Raw genomic sequence first — 15412 nt, 5'->3', positions numbered from 1 at the left:
GGGCCGTGGAAAAGGTCATGTCCAATAAGATTGTCATTGCTCTGTATGTGTTGCCTTCCCTGCTGCTGTTACTCACTGTGATTTATGTGCCCATTGTGCTCACCGCCTATTACGGCCTGAATCAATGGAATGGAATAGGCTCTATGACTTTCGTAGGGCTGGACAACTATCAACGTTTGTTCACAGACACGGCGTTCTGGCAAAGTGCTTGGCACTCGCTGCTGCTAGCCTTGTTTTCAGGTGTCAGTCTGATCGGTTATCTGGTCATTGCGATGATTTTGTCAGGAAAAATCAAGGGAGCGAATCTGCTGCGGAAAATTTATCTGATCCCAATGCTATTGTCTTCTGTAGCTATCGCGCAATTGTGGCTCAAAATATATCATCCGACGAATGGAGTGCTGAACTCCTTACTGACGTCGGTCGGAGTCCACAATCCGCCCGAGTGGTTAGCTAATCCGTCTCTGGTGCTGCCTGCCCTGTTCATCCCGATTATTTGGCAATATGCAGGCTTTTATATTCTGATCTATTATGCCGGGCTGAAAAATATTCCCGAAACGCTGGTGGAGGCTGCCCGGATCGACGGAGCCAGTGCCTGGCAGATTGCGACTCGTATCAAATTGCCTCTGCTGCGCGAGGTGATTAACGTCACGATCATATTGTCCATTGTTGGCTCGCTCAAATATTTTGACCTAATCTACGTCATGACTGATGGTGGACCGAACGGAGCCAGTGAAGTGATGGCTTCGTACATGTACCACCAGGCGTTCCGCAGCTTTGATTTCGGATATGGCAGCGCTACAGCCTTTGCCCTGCTGTTCATCTGTCTGGTCGCTACGTGGCTGATTCGCAAGGCTACCGCTTCCAGTGACACGATCCAGTATTCATAATAGGGAGGAACGGACATGAAAACCCAGGCAGCCGCCAGCTATCCGCTTGGAGTCTCTACCCGCGGCAGAATGTTAACTCGCGTCGGTTATGCCGCTTTGTATACGCTTTTGATCATCCTGGCGGTGACGCAGCTTTTACCGCTGCTGTGGCTGATGCTTTTTTCACTTAAAAATAATCAGGAAGTGTTTAACCTTCCACCATTTGCACTCCCATCCCAGCCGCATTGGGAGAACTATATGAATGTGTGGACCAGCGGCAATATCGGGCGGTATTTTTTCAATAGTGTGTTGGTTACGGTCATATCCGTAGTGCTAACGGTGCTGCTGGCCAGCTTCGTAACGTTTGCGATTACACGCATGCGCTGGAAAGGAAGCCAACTGGTCCTAGGGCTCTTTATGGTCGGACTGATGATTCCAGTCCATTCCACCTTGATTCCGTTGTTCAGTATGTTTCTCAAGCTGCATCTGACAGACACGCCGCTGTCCATCATCCTGTCGTATGTTGCTTTTAATCTGCCTACAACGATGATGATCCTGCTGGGATTCTATTACGCCTTGCCCCGGGAAGTGGAAGAAGCGTCCGTTATGGACGGCTGCTCTGTCAACCGGATGTTCTTCCGGATCGTGCTGCCCATGACGACCCCAGTCATGGCAACGACATCTATTATTAACATGATCTATAACTGGAATGAATTTATTTTCGTCAATACATTCATTAGCTCGGACGAAAATAAAACGCTGACCGTCGGCGTTCAGAACTTTATTGGACAATATACGACCGACTGGGGAGCTATCGGAGCTACGTTGATGATCAGCATTTTGCCCATTTTGCTTGTGTTCCTCATTATGAGTGATCGGATTGTGGAAGGGATCGCGGCCGGGTCGGTTAAAGGATAAAAGAAAAAAGGTTATCAGGATGCAAATTCCCCTGCCAGATTTGAAGAGCACCCCCTAGTGTAGACATTGGAACAAACCTTTTGGTTCGCCCGATGAATGCTAGGGGGGTGTATTTTTATGTGAGTCTAGTTTGAGTTGAAGGAAATACAAGTTATACAAGTGTAAAAAGCATGATTGTTACAAGAATACTGATGCTCTTAGAGAGTAGTAGAACTCACTGGATAATTGTAACTGATAAAATTTCTGGTGTGATGCTTCTTGAAACCAATCCTGTCAATTTGACATAACACATTCTCCTCCCAATGTTTGAGTGTGTGTATGTAACTTTGATGGGGGGGATGGTAAGTCATTGTTTTGTATAGGGAAAAGCGCATCCCTACTCATAGATTCAAGCTGGAATAAGCCTTTGGTGAGCCATCTTTCGATACACACCTTTATTTTGATTCAGAATTATTGTCCAATTAGTTCTAAGATTTGTGTGTAAGCATTCCTAGAATGATTGGGATTAGGATCTTCTCCTATTATTTTGGGTACGTCAAAGTCAGACAGCAGGAAATGGTGTTTGGGTTGAACTTCATGCCTTGCTAAGCAACTCTTGCAACAGGACAAGGGACAGCCATCAATTGCAATGATGTCACGTCCCGATTTTGCTGTTCTGACAAGTGGTTTGACATCACCACCAACACCAGCAATGCAGGACATTTCAGCGATTTTTTCTCGATCCATTTTTATAGCGATCATGTTAGCGGTTTGTGCTGCGGAGGAACATCCAGAACATGAATAGACAAGAGGTAAATCAGTTCTTTTCATCTTTGTACACTTCCCTGTTTTTTCTTTGTGATCCATCACGGTATCTTTGATTTTAGATGAAACAAATTAAAATTGTTTGTAGTTTAACTTAAATTTACAGGTTAGACCGTGATAATGATCACGACTATTTTTCCGAAAACTACCATTGAATTTTTCATACAAGTAAACTTTTCATACAAGAAGAGGAGCTTCCAGCAATGAGAAGCTCCTCTTCGTTCGTTTCAGCGTTATCGATGAAAATAATTCTGCACTACAGTCTGTATGCCTCTTTATAGCAAATAATAGAAAATTAGAGCAAAATATGATAAAGCTATAATATAAAAAGGAGTGTCTTTCTATGAAAAGAGAAAAAAGACAACGATTAATTAAGCAATTGGTGAGCGAATATGAAATAGAAACACAAGAGAAGTTAGTAGAATTGTTGGCAGAACAAAATGTCATAGTCACACAAGCTACGATTTCACGGGATATCCGTGAGCTAAAATTAATAAAACTAGCTTCTCCGAAAGGATTTATGATCTATAATGTTTCCTCAGAAATGCCATTGCAAACGGATTTGAAGTTGAAGAAGAAGTTAAAAGAAGTTGTTGTAAAGATTGATTATATCAATCAGTTAACGATTATAAAAACGTTACCTGGCAATGCAAATGTTATCGGTGTTTTATTAGATAATTCAAATTGGAGGGAAGTGGTAGGGTGTGTGTGCGGGAATGATACCTGCCTCGTCATTTCGCAAACCCTATCGGATCGAAGGGTTTTACAAGAAAGACTTAATTTAATATTTAGATAAAATGAGCTGGTAGATTGTCAAGTGAGAATACGAGGTTACTTGAATTTAGGAATGAAAGAGCGTAGGATGCCCGAAATTGAGCATGCCGTAGCCGTGATGTATCTTGTTGGATCAAGCATCACAGCTACCTTGGGGCGTTCCTTCGCTCTTTTTCCTTTGAATGCGCTTCCATTTTACATAGGCTGCAAATTTATCTTGTATTTCTAGATCAGCAGTTACAGCCCAGATATTCATCATATATGCGTAATATGAAATAGGTTTTGCAGATAAACTGGCAAAATCTATTATAAAAATACATTTTTTTTATTATTTTAAAAATAAAAACGTGAAATATTTCTCAACAAAAATGTTGGCGTTTGCACGGGGCGGAAAGCATGGACCATTTATGATGCATTTGTATACATCAAAGATTAAAAAGGAGGTACGACCCATGAAGCATCCATTGCATGTTGCTTCGGAAATTGGGGAATTACAAACGGTTTTATTAAAACGCCCGGGACAAGAATTAGAAAACTTAACACCGGATTTTTTACAACCGTTATTATTTGACGATATTCCCTTTTTGCCAGTGATTCAAAAAGAACATGACTATTTTGCCCAAACATTACGCAATCGGGGAATTGAAGTTCTTTATTTGGAAAAACTCGCGGCCGAGGCATTAGTGAATAAAAATCTGAGAGAAGAATTTGTTGACAAAATGTTAGAGGAAGGAAGGGCCGAAGGAAATGTTTCACATCAAATTTTAAAAGAATATTTACTTTCCTTCTCCAATGAAGATTTGGTTCAAAAAATAATGAGTGGTGTACGAAAAAACGAAATTGAAACGGGTAAGAGTATGCAATTACATGAATTTATGCAAGATCATTCTCCATTTTATTTGGTTCCAATGCCAAATTTATATTTTACCCGCGATCCTGCAGCTGTTATTGGTGATGGATTAACGATTAATAAAATGAGGGAAACTGCACGAAGACGTGAATCTATGTTTATGGAGTACGTTATTAAACATCACCCGAGATTTACCAGTCATAATGTACCGATTTGGCTGGATCGCAATTATGAATTTCCAATCGAAGGTGGTGATGAGCTCATTTTAAATGAAGAAACCATTGCCATTGGTGTATCTGCCCGTACTTCAGCTAAAGCCATTGAACGTTTAGCCCTGAATCTATTTAGCCGTCAAGAAAAATTCAAGAGAGTACTAGCCATTGAAATTCCAAAATGCCGGGCATTTATGCATTTAGATACCGTATTTACGATGGTTGATTATGATAAATTTACAATTCATCCCGCGATCCAAGGACCGCAAGGAAATATGAATATTTATGTTTTAGAGAAAGGTTCGGATGAAGAAACGCTTAAAATTACCCACCACACCTCTTTAATGGAATCGCTAAAAGAGGTTTTGGGCTTAAAGGATTTGGTTCTTATTCCTTGTGGCGGAGGCGATGCAATAGCCTCTGCTCGTGAACAATGGAATGACGGGTCCAATACATTAGCCATTGCTCCAGGAGTCGTTGTTACGTATGACCGTAACTATGTATCCAATGCTTTATTGCGTGAACATGGTATCGAGGTCATTGAAATATTGAGCTCGGAATTATCCCGTGGCCGTGGGGGTCCACGTTGTATGAGTATGCCAATCGTTCGAAAAGATATTTAAATTATGGAGAAAGCAGGGATAAATATGGGAAAAACTAATTCAAGCTTAAAAGGCAGAAGTTTTCTTGCAGAGATCGATTTTACAGAAGAGGAATTGTTATATTTGCTTGATTTAGCAGCAGATTTAAAAGAGAAAAAGAAAAATGGCACTCCCCATCGTTATTTGGAAGGCAAAAATATAGCCCTTTTATTTGAAAAAACTTCTACCCGTACACGGTGTGCATTTACAGTAGCTTGTACAGATTTAGGAGCGCATCCCGAATATTTGGGTAAAGGTGATATTCAGCTTGGTAAAAAAGAATCCGTAGAAGACACGGCGAAAGTGTTGGGCCGCATGTTTGACGGAATTGAGTTCCGCGGGTTTGCTCATAAAACAGTGGAATCTTTGGCTGAGCATTCGGGTGTACCGGTGTGGAACGGTCTAACGGATATGTGGCATCCAACCCAAACGCTCGCGGATTTATTAACCATCCAGGAACATATAGGGCATTTGCGAAATGTGAAGCTCGTTTATGTTGGCGATGGCCGAAACAATGTTGCTAATAGCTTATTAGTGGGTGGTTCAATCGTTGGAATGGATGTTCGGATTTGTGCGCCAAAATCATTATGGCCAGCACAAGAAGTCATTTATTTGGCCAAAAAATGTAGTGACCAGGTAATGGTAACCAGTAGTATTGAAGAGGCTGTTGCGGGCGCAGATGTAATCTACACAGATGTTTGGGTATCTATGGGGGAAGAAGATAAATTTGCCGAGCGTATTGAGCTGCTTTCACCTTATCAAGTAAATATGCAAATGATCAAAGAAACAGGGAATAAGGATGTGATTTTTCTACATTGTTTACCTGCATTTCATGATCTGGAAACAACGTATGGAAAAGAAACTTACGAAAAACATGGATTGAGAGAAATGGAAGTAACCGATGAGGTATTCCGCAGCAAGCATTCCAAAGTATTCGATCAAGCTGAAAATAGAATGCATACCATTAAAGCAGTTTTAGCAGCTACGTTAGGAAATATGGAGTAAAGAAGGAATTCAGCTTCCTTCTTTCTCTCTCTCTTTTCCTTAACACGATCAAATAGAGAGGGGTGAGTGTAGTGGGTGAAGAAAAGAAATTGGGATTATTTACTTTAACAGCTCTTGTTGTCGGTTCGATGATAGGCGGTGGAGCATTTAACTTGGCCAGTGATATGGCCAAAGAAGCCGGAGCCGGAGCGATTATGATTGGGTGGGTGATCACAGGCATCGGAATGATTGCACTTGGATTATCCTTTCAGAATTTAACTAAAAAAAGGCCGGATTTGGATGGTGGTATTTTTAGTTACGCGAAAGCTGGATTTGGAAATTTTATGGGGTTTAATAGCGCGTGGGGGTATTGGGTAGCCGCATGGCTCGGGAATGTAGCTTACGCAACTTTACTATTTAGTTCATTAGGCTATTTTTTTCCCATTTTTGATGGGGGTCAAAATATAGCATCAATCATTGGTGCGAGTATCTTGCTCTGGTGTGTTCACCTGCTGATTTTACGAGGCGTACAATCGGCAGCGCTTATAAATCTAGTAACTACAATCGCAAAATTAGTACCTGTGTTTGTATTTATTATTGTAGGAATCTTTGCTTTTCGAATCCATGTATTCGTAGACGGATTTTGGGGACAAGGCGGTACTTTTACTTGGGGGGCGGTAGGCAGCCAAATCAAAAGCACAATGCTTGTAACGGTCTGGGTATTTACTGGTGTTGAAGGGGCTGTTGTCCTATCTAGCCGTGCAAAAAATAAAAGTGATGTCGGGAAAGCGACAGTCATTGGATTGATAGGAACGCTTATCGTTTACGTATTGATTACATTATTATCTCTCGGGCTTATGCAGCAAGCGGATATTGCTAATTTAAAAAATCCAGCTATGGCCTATTTATTTGAAAGTGTTGTTGGAAAATGGGGGGCTGCATTTATTAACCTAGGCTTGGTTATTTCCGCCTCAGGCGCTTGGCTAGGGTGGACTTTACTCGCATCTGAAATTCCATATTTAGCCGCTAAAGATGGTATATTTCCAAAGTGGTTTGCGAAAGAGAATAAAAATAAAGCCCCTGTAAATTCATTATGGATTACCAATGGTTTAATTCAACTTTTTTTATTAACCTTCATTATTTCGGATAAAGCGTATCATTTTGCGTTTTCTCTAGCATCCTCCGCTATTTTAGTTCCTTATGTGTTTTCAGCATTTTATCAATTGAAGCATAGCTTGCGATCAAACGAAAAAGGCCGAACCATCAATATAGTCATTGGGACCGTTGCAAGTATTTATGGGATTTGGTTAGTTTATGCGGCTGGGTTAAATTACTTGTTATTAGCAATGACCTTATATGCACCAGGCATTTTTATCTATTATAAGCTGCAAAAGCAAAATAATCCAAAGCAAGTATTTACTCAGGTGGAACTGATATTATCTGTTGCTATTGCTGCTTTGGCCGTATTCACAATCTATGAATTAGTTGCGGGGAACTTTGCGATTTAAGTTTTTTGGCAATAAAAACAATTGGAGGGTTGAAGTATGGCACGCAGAAAAATTGTAGTGGCACTAGGCGGGAATGCGATACAATCCGTGGATGCTACGGCACAGGCACAACAAGAAGCATTAGAAAAAACAGCGGAGCAACTTGTAAAAATCATAGAAAATGATGTGGATATCGTTATTGTCCATGGGAATGGTCCGCAAGTAGGAAATATTTTATTACAGCAAAAAGCGGCGGAATCGGAAAAAACCCCCGCAATGCCGCTGGATACTTGTGGTGCGATGAGTCAAGGAATGATTGGCTATTGGATGGGAAATGCGATTGCAAAAGTATTGAGAAAACGAAATATAAATAAAGATGTGGTAACAATCGTAACCAGAGTGGTTGTCGATGAAAAAGATGAAGCATTTAATAATCCCACCAAACCAATCGGGCCTTTTTATACAGAGGACGAAGCAAGAGAGGTCATGAAGGAAACAAAAGTGGTATTTAAAGAAGATGCAGGAAGAGGATGGAGACGAGTTGTACCGTCACCAACACCTGTAAGCATTCTTGAATATAAAGTGATTGATTCTTTGGTGAATGATGGAAATATCGTCATTGCTGTTGGAGGTGGCGGAATTCCGATCATTCATTCTCATGAAGGATTGACAGGGACTGAAGCGGTTATTGATAAAGACTTCGCCGCCCAGAAATTAGCTGAATTAGTAGGTGCCGATACGCTTGTCATTTTAACTGCAGTTGATTTTGTGTATGTGAATTTTAATAAGCCCAATCAAAAAAGGTTAGAGCTTGTAACCAGTGATGAATTAGAAGGATATATAAAGGAACAACATTTTGCAGCGGGAAGTATGCTTCCCAAAATTGAAGCTGCGGTTCATTTTGTGAATACAAATTCAGAACGAAAGGCCATTATTACTTCCTTAGAGAAGGTATATGAAGCATTAGAAGGAAAAACAGGTACGGTTATTTCTAAACAAGAGGGATCAGTGCATGTATAAATAACATTAAAAAATACTGTTCTTTAAACAATATGGTCGAGTTTGGGCTGACTTTTGCTCCCGAATTCGGCCTGCTTGTTTCATTGATCATTTATAGTTTATGGAGAGCTAAATTGCTCAGTACATAGGATAAATGATAAAATTTCTATTATATTCTATTATGGAACAAGAGAGGTGTATTTATGGATAAAAGGAATGTGATGGAAAATTTAAAGCAGTTTAACTTATTTGCTGATTTATCAGAAAAAAAATTAAAAACCTTAAGGGAGTTTGTCTATTGGCGGACTTATAAGAAGGGGCAATTTTTATTTTTAGAAGGGGACTTAAGAGAGCGAATTTACCTTATGTTAGATGGCTTTGTAAAGTTAGAGCGGGTCAATCAAAGTGGAAACTTACTATATGAGGACTATGTAAAACAATATTCAATTTTCCCTTATGGCGGTATGTTTACAGATCAAAGATACAATTACTCGGCAGAAGCACTGACAGATGTAGATGTGTATTATATTCCTACAGCGATTTTTGAAGATATGTTGAAAGCCAATCCCAAACAATTATTATCTGTTGTTCAGCAGTTTTCTTTAATCTTAAAACTTCATGAACATCGTATACAATATATTACAATCCCCAATGCACAAGATCGGGTAATTCAGTCACTTAATTATTTAAGGCAGGATTTAGGGGAACAAAACGGTGAAGAGATTGTCATTTCGTGTCCACTGACAACCATCGGAATTTCTAAAATATCCGGAACGTCTCGAGAAACGGTTAGCGGTGTGTTAAATCAGTTGAAGAAAGATCATATTATTACCATTTCAGGTAAAAAAATTATAATACATGACCCAACTTATTTTGAAGAAATCTCTATATGAAATTCAAGATGAACGTCTTCAAAAAGAAGCCGTTCATCTTTTTGAATAACATCCTCCATTTCAGCAGCTGCATTCGAACGTTGCTCGTTCGAAATCAGAACAGCCATGATCCCATCGTCGAGAGGACGAATTCAGACAACACGAAATAGTGTTTAGGTTGAACTTCATGCCTTGCTAAGCAACTCTTGCAACAGGACGAGGGACAGCCATCAATTGCAATGATGTCCCGTCCTGATTTTGCTGTTCTGACAGCCCTGTTTTTTCTTTGTGATCTATCACGGTATTTTTGGTTTTTGATAAATCATAATTCAAATTGTTTGTGTTTTAACTTAATTTTTCTAATAGAGAATTAGCCTTATCTAAATATAAATCTGGATCATCATCCTTAATTAACAATAAAATTTCTTTAATTGCTTGCTTATTTGAGCTTTCTAGTTTGTCTAAAATCTTACTGTAAGAAATGAGTAAATCTTTTGAATTTAAAAGTGTCCGATGAATCCTCTCTGCCCAGAACTCTGCATGTGGTAACATATTGGGAATCGCCAAAGCCAGTTTGTACAAGCCCTCTTCTAATCCATTACGTTTTGCAATATAGAATATAGTTTCGATAAGATAATCATCAGCTGACGGTTCAGCAACTTCATCTTCGAAGATTGTACAGAGATCGGGAATTATATCATTCGTCCCTTCAAGGGACAATTCATTCAGAATATCCTCAAATACCTCTATATTGTCTTCTTCATTTTCCATAAAGTGCATTTTATATAGTAAATTTATTTTCTCATTCAATATAACTTTCTTCCCCTCTATTTGAATCAACTACTATTTAGGTTTAACATAAAACTAAGGAATATTAGGATAATGTAATCGGTTAGCTAATGAGTAACTGTGGGTTGTATGACGGGGAGGATCAATCGAATTCCGTCTTTAACTCCTTCCATATAGATGAATTGTTTGTCCTGACTTAACTGATAGCCTATGCTTTCTTCCCATTCAGTCAACAGATGTTGAATATCCTCGTTTTGGTTCATTTTGAATTGATCCATTTGAACGAATAGATTTTTGTCCTCTGATGAATATGAAGCTTGTTGTTCACTGGTAAGTTCTAATTCATAAAATCGTTGGCGCAGTGCTTGTTAAAACCAATCCGGCCAATCTGCATAGTGAATTTCCCTCCCTTAGTCGTTTGAGTGTGTGTATGCTAACTCTGATGGGGAGGGATGGTAAGTTATTGTTTTGTGTGGAATAAAAGCTCATCCCTACTAATAAAACAAGTTGGAAAGAGCTTTTGTAAGTTTATCGAGTGCTTGAATCAGTTAGTGTTTGGTTTGTTGATTGTATTGTACGATCTTGTTGTTGGTCTGTAAACGAGTTCACACAAAATACTTAACAACCTCGAATAAGCTTTTCAGTTGTTTATTATGTCCATCCGTTACTTTCAATACTCTTGACTTCTACCATTTTTAGTTCAATCCAATTCATAACCATTTCTGCCTCTTCTTGAGTAATCACTTTTTTCTCTTTTTTATATTTATAATTTTCATAAGCCCATAGTAATATAATTTTCACAAACTCAACTGTCTCTAACTTACAAATTGGTTCCACTTCATCTTCATCTTCATCATAAAAAAGATCTTCAATTGTTGTATAATCCCTATCAGATGTAACAAAAGTAACATTACCTCCGCGCTCATAACAAGGCAATTTGCCCATTAATACATCAAGATAGTTTTTGATATCAACCTTCAAATCCTCATATCTTAGAAGTATATCAGATCCTAATGGATCACTTATCATATTTGCAAATTCAAGTGATTTCTCTTCACTAAAATCCAACACTACTATATTAAATCTGTCTATCCATTTCAATTTATATTTGTACTTAATCATAGTTCATATCTCCCCCATTTAATACAATGGATAAGCTGAAATTATCTTATCATTTCTTAAAACAAACTCTATTTCCATTCCCCGACTTGTTACCCCTCTATAAACTTATTTTTTACAACTTCTTTATTCCTAAAAGCTTCATTTATAGCCTCTATTACCTGTTGAGGTGACCACTCTTTAGGAAAAAATGTTGATTTAACTTTCTTTAGTACCCCGCTAACTTCAATATTGGCTTGATAGACACCAAACTCATTAGGCGGGTCAACATTCCCGACAATTTTACCGTTACTATTTGGCATCCCTTCATAATGATAACCATTGGCCTTTCCATTTTTGAGTATTTTGCCATCAAAAATATGGTTTAATCCATTTTCTTTATTTTGTGTGAAAAAAGCTTATCCTAACTCATGGTTCAAGTTAGTATAAGCTTTGGAAATTTTAATATTAAGGTGCATCTAATCAATTTTTATGTTAAAGGATTTTAGACAATTTTGTACCATCAAATTTGTCACCCCATCCTCTATTTTCTTCTATGGAAAATTTTAGAAATGGTTCGATACTTGGCAATGGAAAATTGTAATCTATCATGAGATTTATAATTCTCTCCAAAGATTTCAAACTGCTTTCGCCGTATCCTTCAATTACAGTGTACGCATGACTGATACCAAGGTCATAAATACCCCGCAGTAAGGCGTCGACTGATCCATCAATATTTTGATATAAGCTATACAAATATATGAATTCATCTTTACTCAACTTCTCAAACTCTTCCTCCTCGTATGTTTTGAATTCTGTTAAATTCTCAGGAATTAATTCAACGACTATATCATTCCAATCATCCAAGTATTGTATATTAGTGAATTCCCATAAATAATTCAAAATTATCTTCCAATCATTAACATCATATTTCAAGGCTATAATAGTGTTCTCAAAGCAGCTAATACCATATGCAACTCTACCTCTCATTGAAATATGCTTAAATTCTTCCATATTCATTATCACTAGTCTCCTTTATACCATCCAGTTAGTGCATCAGCAACATTTCCTTTAAAAGTAAATGTACAGTTTTCGCAAGCTATTTTTGCTGCTCCAAACTCGTTTGGCGTTGTTTTAATAGTGTATATATATAAATCATTCACATTAGCCTTTTGGTTTAGAGCTTGATTCACTGCATCTACTTCTGCACAATTTCCTACTGCATATTCATTAAGAGAATCTTTTGGCAATAATCCTGGTTGGTCTTTGCTTCCAAATAACGCTGTATTCTTCTTATCTCCACTAAGCTGTATACCTTTATTCATTCCATAATAATATTTTCCAGTTCTTGCGTCATAAGCTACAGCAGCTGTATTGAAATTATCCATTTTTCTTTTTGAAGGAGCAAGCTTTTTCTGCATACTTGACCATTCAGTAGCAGCATCAAGTAATTTTTTATCAGAAGGTAACTTAGGCTTACCACTAGCCGTTCCCTCAGTTTTCGGTGCTTCAATAGGTTTAGAAGGCGCAGGCTTTACAATTGCTGGTTCTTTAACGGTAGACTTTGGAACTTTAATTGATTTAGAAGGTATCTTTATATTCCTGCCAAATTTAGCACCGTATAAACTTCCAACCATCTGAAATTCAGAAAATACGCTGCTGATAATAATCGCTTTAGCCTGCCATTCTGGTATTTCTTCTCCTGTCCAATAGTTCTTTCCTTCTCTAGCTGCTTTAATTTGTTCTACGAAAATATCCACATTTTCTGGTTCGTGATGTAATTTGATTTCTCCATTTTTGATAGCTTCGTTATAGGCAAGAGAAGCTTGTGCAGCTTTCTGATCGGTAACTCCATTTTTACTGAGGACCCACATAGTACCCATAAACTTTTTATCATACTCATCAAAATTATAGGATACTTTGGCTTTTTCAGCTGCCATGTAGCTGTCATAATTGGCTCTCCAGCGTTGTCTTAGATCTACAGGGATCTGCTGATACGCATGAGCCATGGCATTAGACTCTTTTAGCAAGTTCTTAATTAGCTCCAATGGGCCACCGGAATACGCTATATGACGCGCACTTGTATATGCTTTTCCTAAAATCCACTTGCTATAATAGGCTTGTCTCGCTTGCTCATGCTCGTATTGACTAATCAGTCCCTGAAGGGCTAAACCAGCCAAGTATTTCAACGGATGAACTCCGCTCCCCTTGCTGCTTCCTCCAATCGTAGGTGTTCCTTTGCTCCGAACGGGGATCGATGCAGTTGCTTGCAAAACCGTTGCTGCTACTTTACCTGCGGGTCCACCAACCGTATTTAACATCACACTAGCCACTTTCCCCATCACCGGAATGGAGCCTAATAGCTTGAACACTGTACCCATCAAGGCATTCGCCTGTTGAAGTGCTGCTGGACTTGTGACTTTTGCTTTAGGGGTAGAGGCTTGGCTGCTAGATGAATCCTTGGCTGCTGATTGTGCTGCCTCATAGGCTTTGATGCTCATCAGTGGCGGCTCAGGCACAGGAGGGAGGTCAGCTACGAAAACAGGAGCTTTCACCGTACCTTCCTGATAAATCACTGGAGCTTTGGTATCCGTCTCACCATCCAGTACCATGCTGCCGGCTCCGCCTTTCAGATACAGCGCCGTTCCAGCTTCGAGTGATAGCTCCTCACCTGCGTCGAGCTTCACATGACCACCCTGAATCTGTACATTCCCCGGACTCTTGATGGTGATGCCGTTACCTTCATGCAGTATTATCGAAAATTCCCCAGAGGTAGACAGGGTCAGTTCTTGCTCAGACATTTCTACGCCGCTACCTTGCACGTGTTGCCATACCTTCACATTCGGCTGTCCATTCGCGTGGCGTTGTTGTCGCAGCGAATCCGTTACATAGGCATCCTGTTCGCGGTGTGTAGGCAGATACAACTCCACCTGTTCTCCGATTTCAGGCATATCGTACCAGCCACTATGTTCTTCAGCGACATAACGGGTGGCCACGGGAAACCAGCAGGCTTTGGCAGGATCTTGCTTCGGATCGATGTCGAGTTGAAGCTGAACGAAATCCTGTTGTACCTTGAGCACCGTTCCTGTCAGTGAAATCCCGGTAGCCTGATTGTTTTCGTAACGTGCATAGCGGATATCCTGTTCGGCTTGAAGATCGTAACGGGTTCGCAGTAAGCCATCTGCTAACGTTGTCACTGCCCGAACCACAACCAGTTCTTTACCTTGTCCAATCGGTAACGTGATCAGGTCACCCAACGCATAGTATTGCAGGCTTTCAATCATATAGGTGACATACGAGCTAGCACGTTGTTCTCCCGGCTTTTCCGCATCCAACTCATGAAACGTTTTTCGTACCCTGTAAAATACATCCCGTTTCACTTTGTGCTGTTTGCCTTCTGGCATCCCGAAGAAAACCTTGGGTGAGGCTGCGGTTACCTCCGGCACAAGTACGGAACCAAAGCGAGAGGCAAGGCGTTTTAAAAACGCCCAATCGGTCTCGTCATATTGTAAAACAAATGTCTCCAGTTTGGCATAGTTGCTTACGGTATCAATGGCATCTCCGTACTGATATTTTCGAACCAGTGCAGTGACCAGATCATCATAAGTGCGGTGAATATCTTGATAGGAGCGCCTTTTACTCTTAATATCCATCTGGTACGAATGGGAAGCGGCCTCCAGTTCAAACGTATACACGCCACGCACACAGTGTACGGACATACGCGTAACAATCCCATGGAACAGCCTTCTCAGCGATTGTCCCTGATCATCCAACTGACGAATCACAATTGGCTCTTGCTCCATATTTTGACCGATACAGGCTACTCCTTGTTCTTCGGAGAGCAGCCCACTGATATGTAAATAGGCATGATCGTTGATGGTACGTGTTATTTGAAGTTGTTCGATGTATAGTGGCTGAAAGGGACCATAAAAGCGTAGGCTTTCATAGCCAATTGCTTCTGATAATACGCTCAAGTGAGTTCATAACTCCTTTCTAGATGCAATGGTTATTTCCAAGTGAAGCACGTCATCTTGAATTTGCTTCTGAATTTTAGAAGCCGCAGATGGTACAAATTTGAGTCAAGATAGATATGTATTACAAGGTTTGCTTGGTATAAA

At 39.7% G+C, this 15412-nt stretch carries 14 protein-coding genes and 1 pseudogene; 8 read left to right on the top strand and 7 right to left on the bottom strand.

Annotated elements, in window-relative coordinates; all coding sequences use genetic code 11:
- Positions 1–5 precede the first annotated feature (5 nt).
- A complete protein-coding gene (locus tag HPL003_RS25930) occupies positions 6–887 on the top strand; it encodes a carbohydrate ABC transporter permease (protein ID WP_014282772.1) in 882 nt (293 codons plus the stop codon).
- A gap of 15 nt (positions 888–902) precedes the next feature.
- Positions 903–1784: a carbohydrate ABC transporter permease gene (locus HPL003_RS25925; RefSeq protein WP_014282771.1), complete on the top strand. Its 882-nt coding sequence runs from the start codon at positions 903–905 to the stop codon at positions 1782–1784.
- 450 nt (positions 1785–2234) lie between these two features.
- Here the strand turns inward: HPL003_RS25925 and HPL003_RS25920 are convergent, their stop codons facing one another.
- Positions 2235–2594, bottom strand: coding sequence for a putative zinc-binding protein (locus tag HPL003_RS25920; protein WP_014282770.1), 360 nt, complete (start codon positions 2592–2594; stop codon positions 2235–2237).
- A gap of 337 nt (positions 2595–2931) precedes the next feature.
- Here HPL003_RS25920 and argR point away from each other — a divergent pair, with 337 nt between their 5' ends.
- From argR to HPL003_RS25890, 6 genes are all read left to right on the top strand, one after another.
- The gene (gene argR / locus HPL003_RS25915; protein WP_014282769.1) at positions 2932–3384 is read left to right on the top strand and encodes an arginine repressor; all 453 of its coding nucleotides are present in this window, start codon (positions 2932–2934) and stop codon (positions 3382–3384) included.
- A gap of 430 nt (positions 3385–3814) precedes the next feature.
- Positions 3815–5047 (top strand): arginine deiminase, encoded by a 1233-nt coding sequence (gene arcA, locus HPL003_RS25910; RefSeq protein ID WP_014282768.1) that lies wholly within the window; start codon positions 3815–3817, stop codon positions 5045–5047.
- A 24-nt stretch (positions 5048–5071) separates the two neighbouring features.
- Positions 5072–6070, top strand: coding sequence for an ornithine carbamoyltransferase (gene argF / locus HPL003_RS25905; protein WP_014282767.1), 999 nt, complete (start codon positions 5072–5074; stop codon positions 6068–6070).
- A 71-nt stretch (positions 6071–6141) separates the two neighbouring features.
- A complete protein-coding gene (arcD, locus tag HPL003_RS25900; protein WP_014282766.1) occupies positions 6142–7557 on the top strand; it encodes an arginine-ornithine antiporter in 1416 nt (471 codons plus the stop codon).
- A 36-nt stretch (positions 7558–7593) separates the two neighbouring features.
- Positions 7594–8556 (top strand): carbamate kinase, encoded by a 963-nt coding sequence (arcC, locus tag HPL003_RS25895; protein WP_014282765.1) that lies wholly within the window; start codon positions 7594–7596, stop codon positions 8554–8556.
- Between the two features lie 182 nt (positions 8557–8738).
- A complete protein-coding gene (locus tag HPL003_RS25890; protein ID WP_014282764.1) occupies positions 8739–9428 on the top strand; it encodes a Crp/Fnr family transcriptional regulator in 690 nt (229 codons plus the stop codon).
- A gap of 127 nt (positions 9429–9555) precedes the next feature.
- On the opposite strand, the pseudogene HPL003_RS30280 reads toward HPL003_RS25890, so the two are convergent.
- From HPL003_RS30280 to HPL003_RS25860, 6 genes and pseudogenes are all read right to left on the bottom strand, one after another.
- A pseudogene (locus HPL003_RS30280) lies at positions 9556–9726 on the bottom strand (putative zinc-binding protein); the annotation flags it as partial.
- A 26-nt stretch (positions 9727–9752) separates the two neighbouring features.
- Positions 9753–10187: an Imm30 family immunity protein gene (locus tag HPL003_RS25885; protein WP_043922947.1), complete on the bottom strand. Its 435-nt coding sequence runs from the start codon at positions 10185–10187 to the stop codon at positions 9753–9755.
- Positions 10188–10847: 660 nt separating this feature from the next.
- Positions 10848–11318 (bottom strand): hypothetical protein, encoded by a 471-nt coding sequence (locus HPL003_RS25875; protein WP_014282761.1) that lies wholly within the window; start codon positions 11316–11318, stop codon positions 10848–10850.
- A gap of 89 nt (positions 11319–11407) precedes the next feature.
- Positions 11408–11659 carry an EndoU domain-containing protein gene (locus HPL003_RS28070; protein WP_238533546.1) on the bottom strand — a complete coding sequence of 84 codons (252 nt, stop codon included), beginning with the start codon at positions 11657–11659 and terminating at the stop codon, positions 11408–11410.
- A gap of 130 nt (positions 11660–11789) precedes the next feature.
- On the bottom strand, positions 11790–12314 hold the full coding sequence (locus tag HPL003_RS25865; RefSeq protein WP_014282759.1) for a hypothetical protein: 525 nt from the start codon (positions 12312–12314) through the stop codon (positions 11790–11792).
- Positions 12315–12319: 5 nt separating this feature from the next.
- Positions 12320–15268, bottom strand: coding sequence for a contractile injection system protein, VgrG/Pvc8 family (locus HPL003_RS25860; protein ID WP_014282758.1), 2949 nt, complete (start codon positions 15266–15268; stop codon positions 12320–12322).
- Between the last annotated feature and the right edge of the window lie 144 nt (positions 15269–15412).

This window comes from Paenibacillus terrae HPL-003, from assembly GCF_000235585.1.
Taxonomy (GTDB): Bacteria; Bacillota; Bacilli; order Paenibacillales; family Paenibacillaceae; genus Paenibacillus; species Paenibacillus terrae_B.
This window is presented reverse-complemented; position numbering and strand designations above follow the sequence as displayed.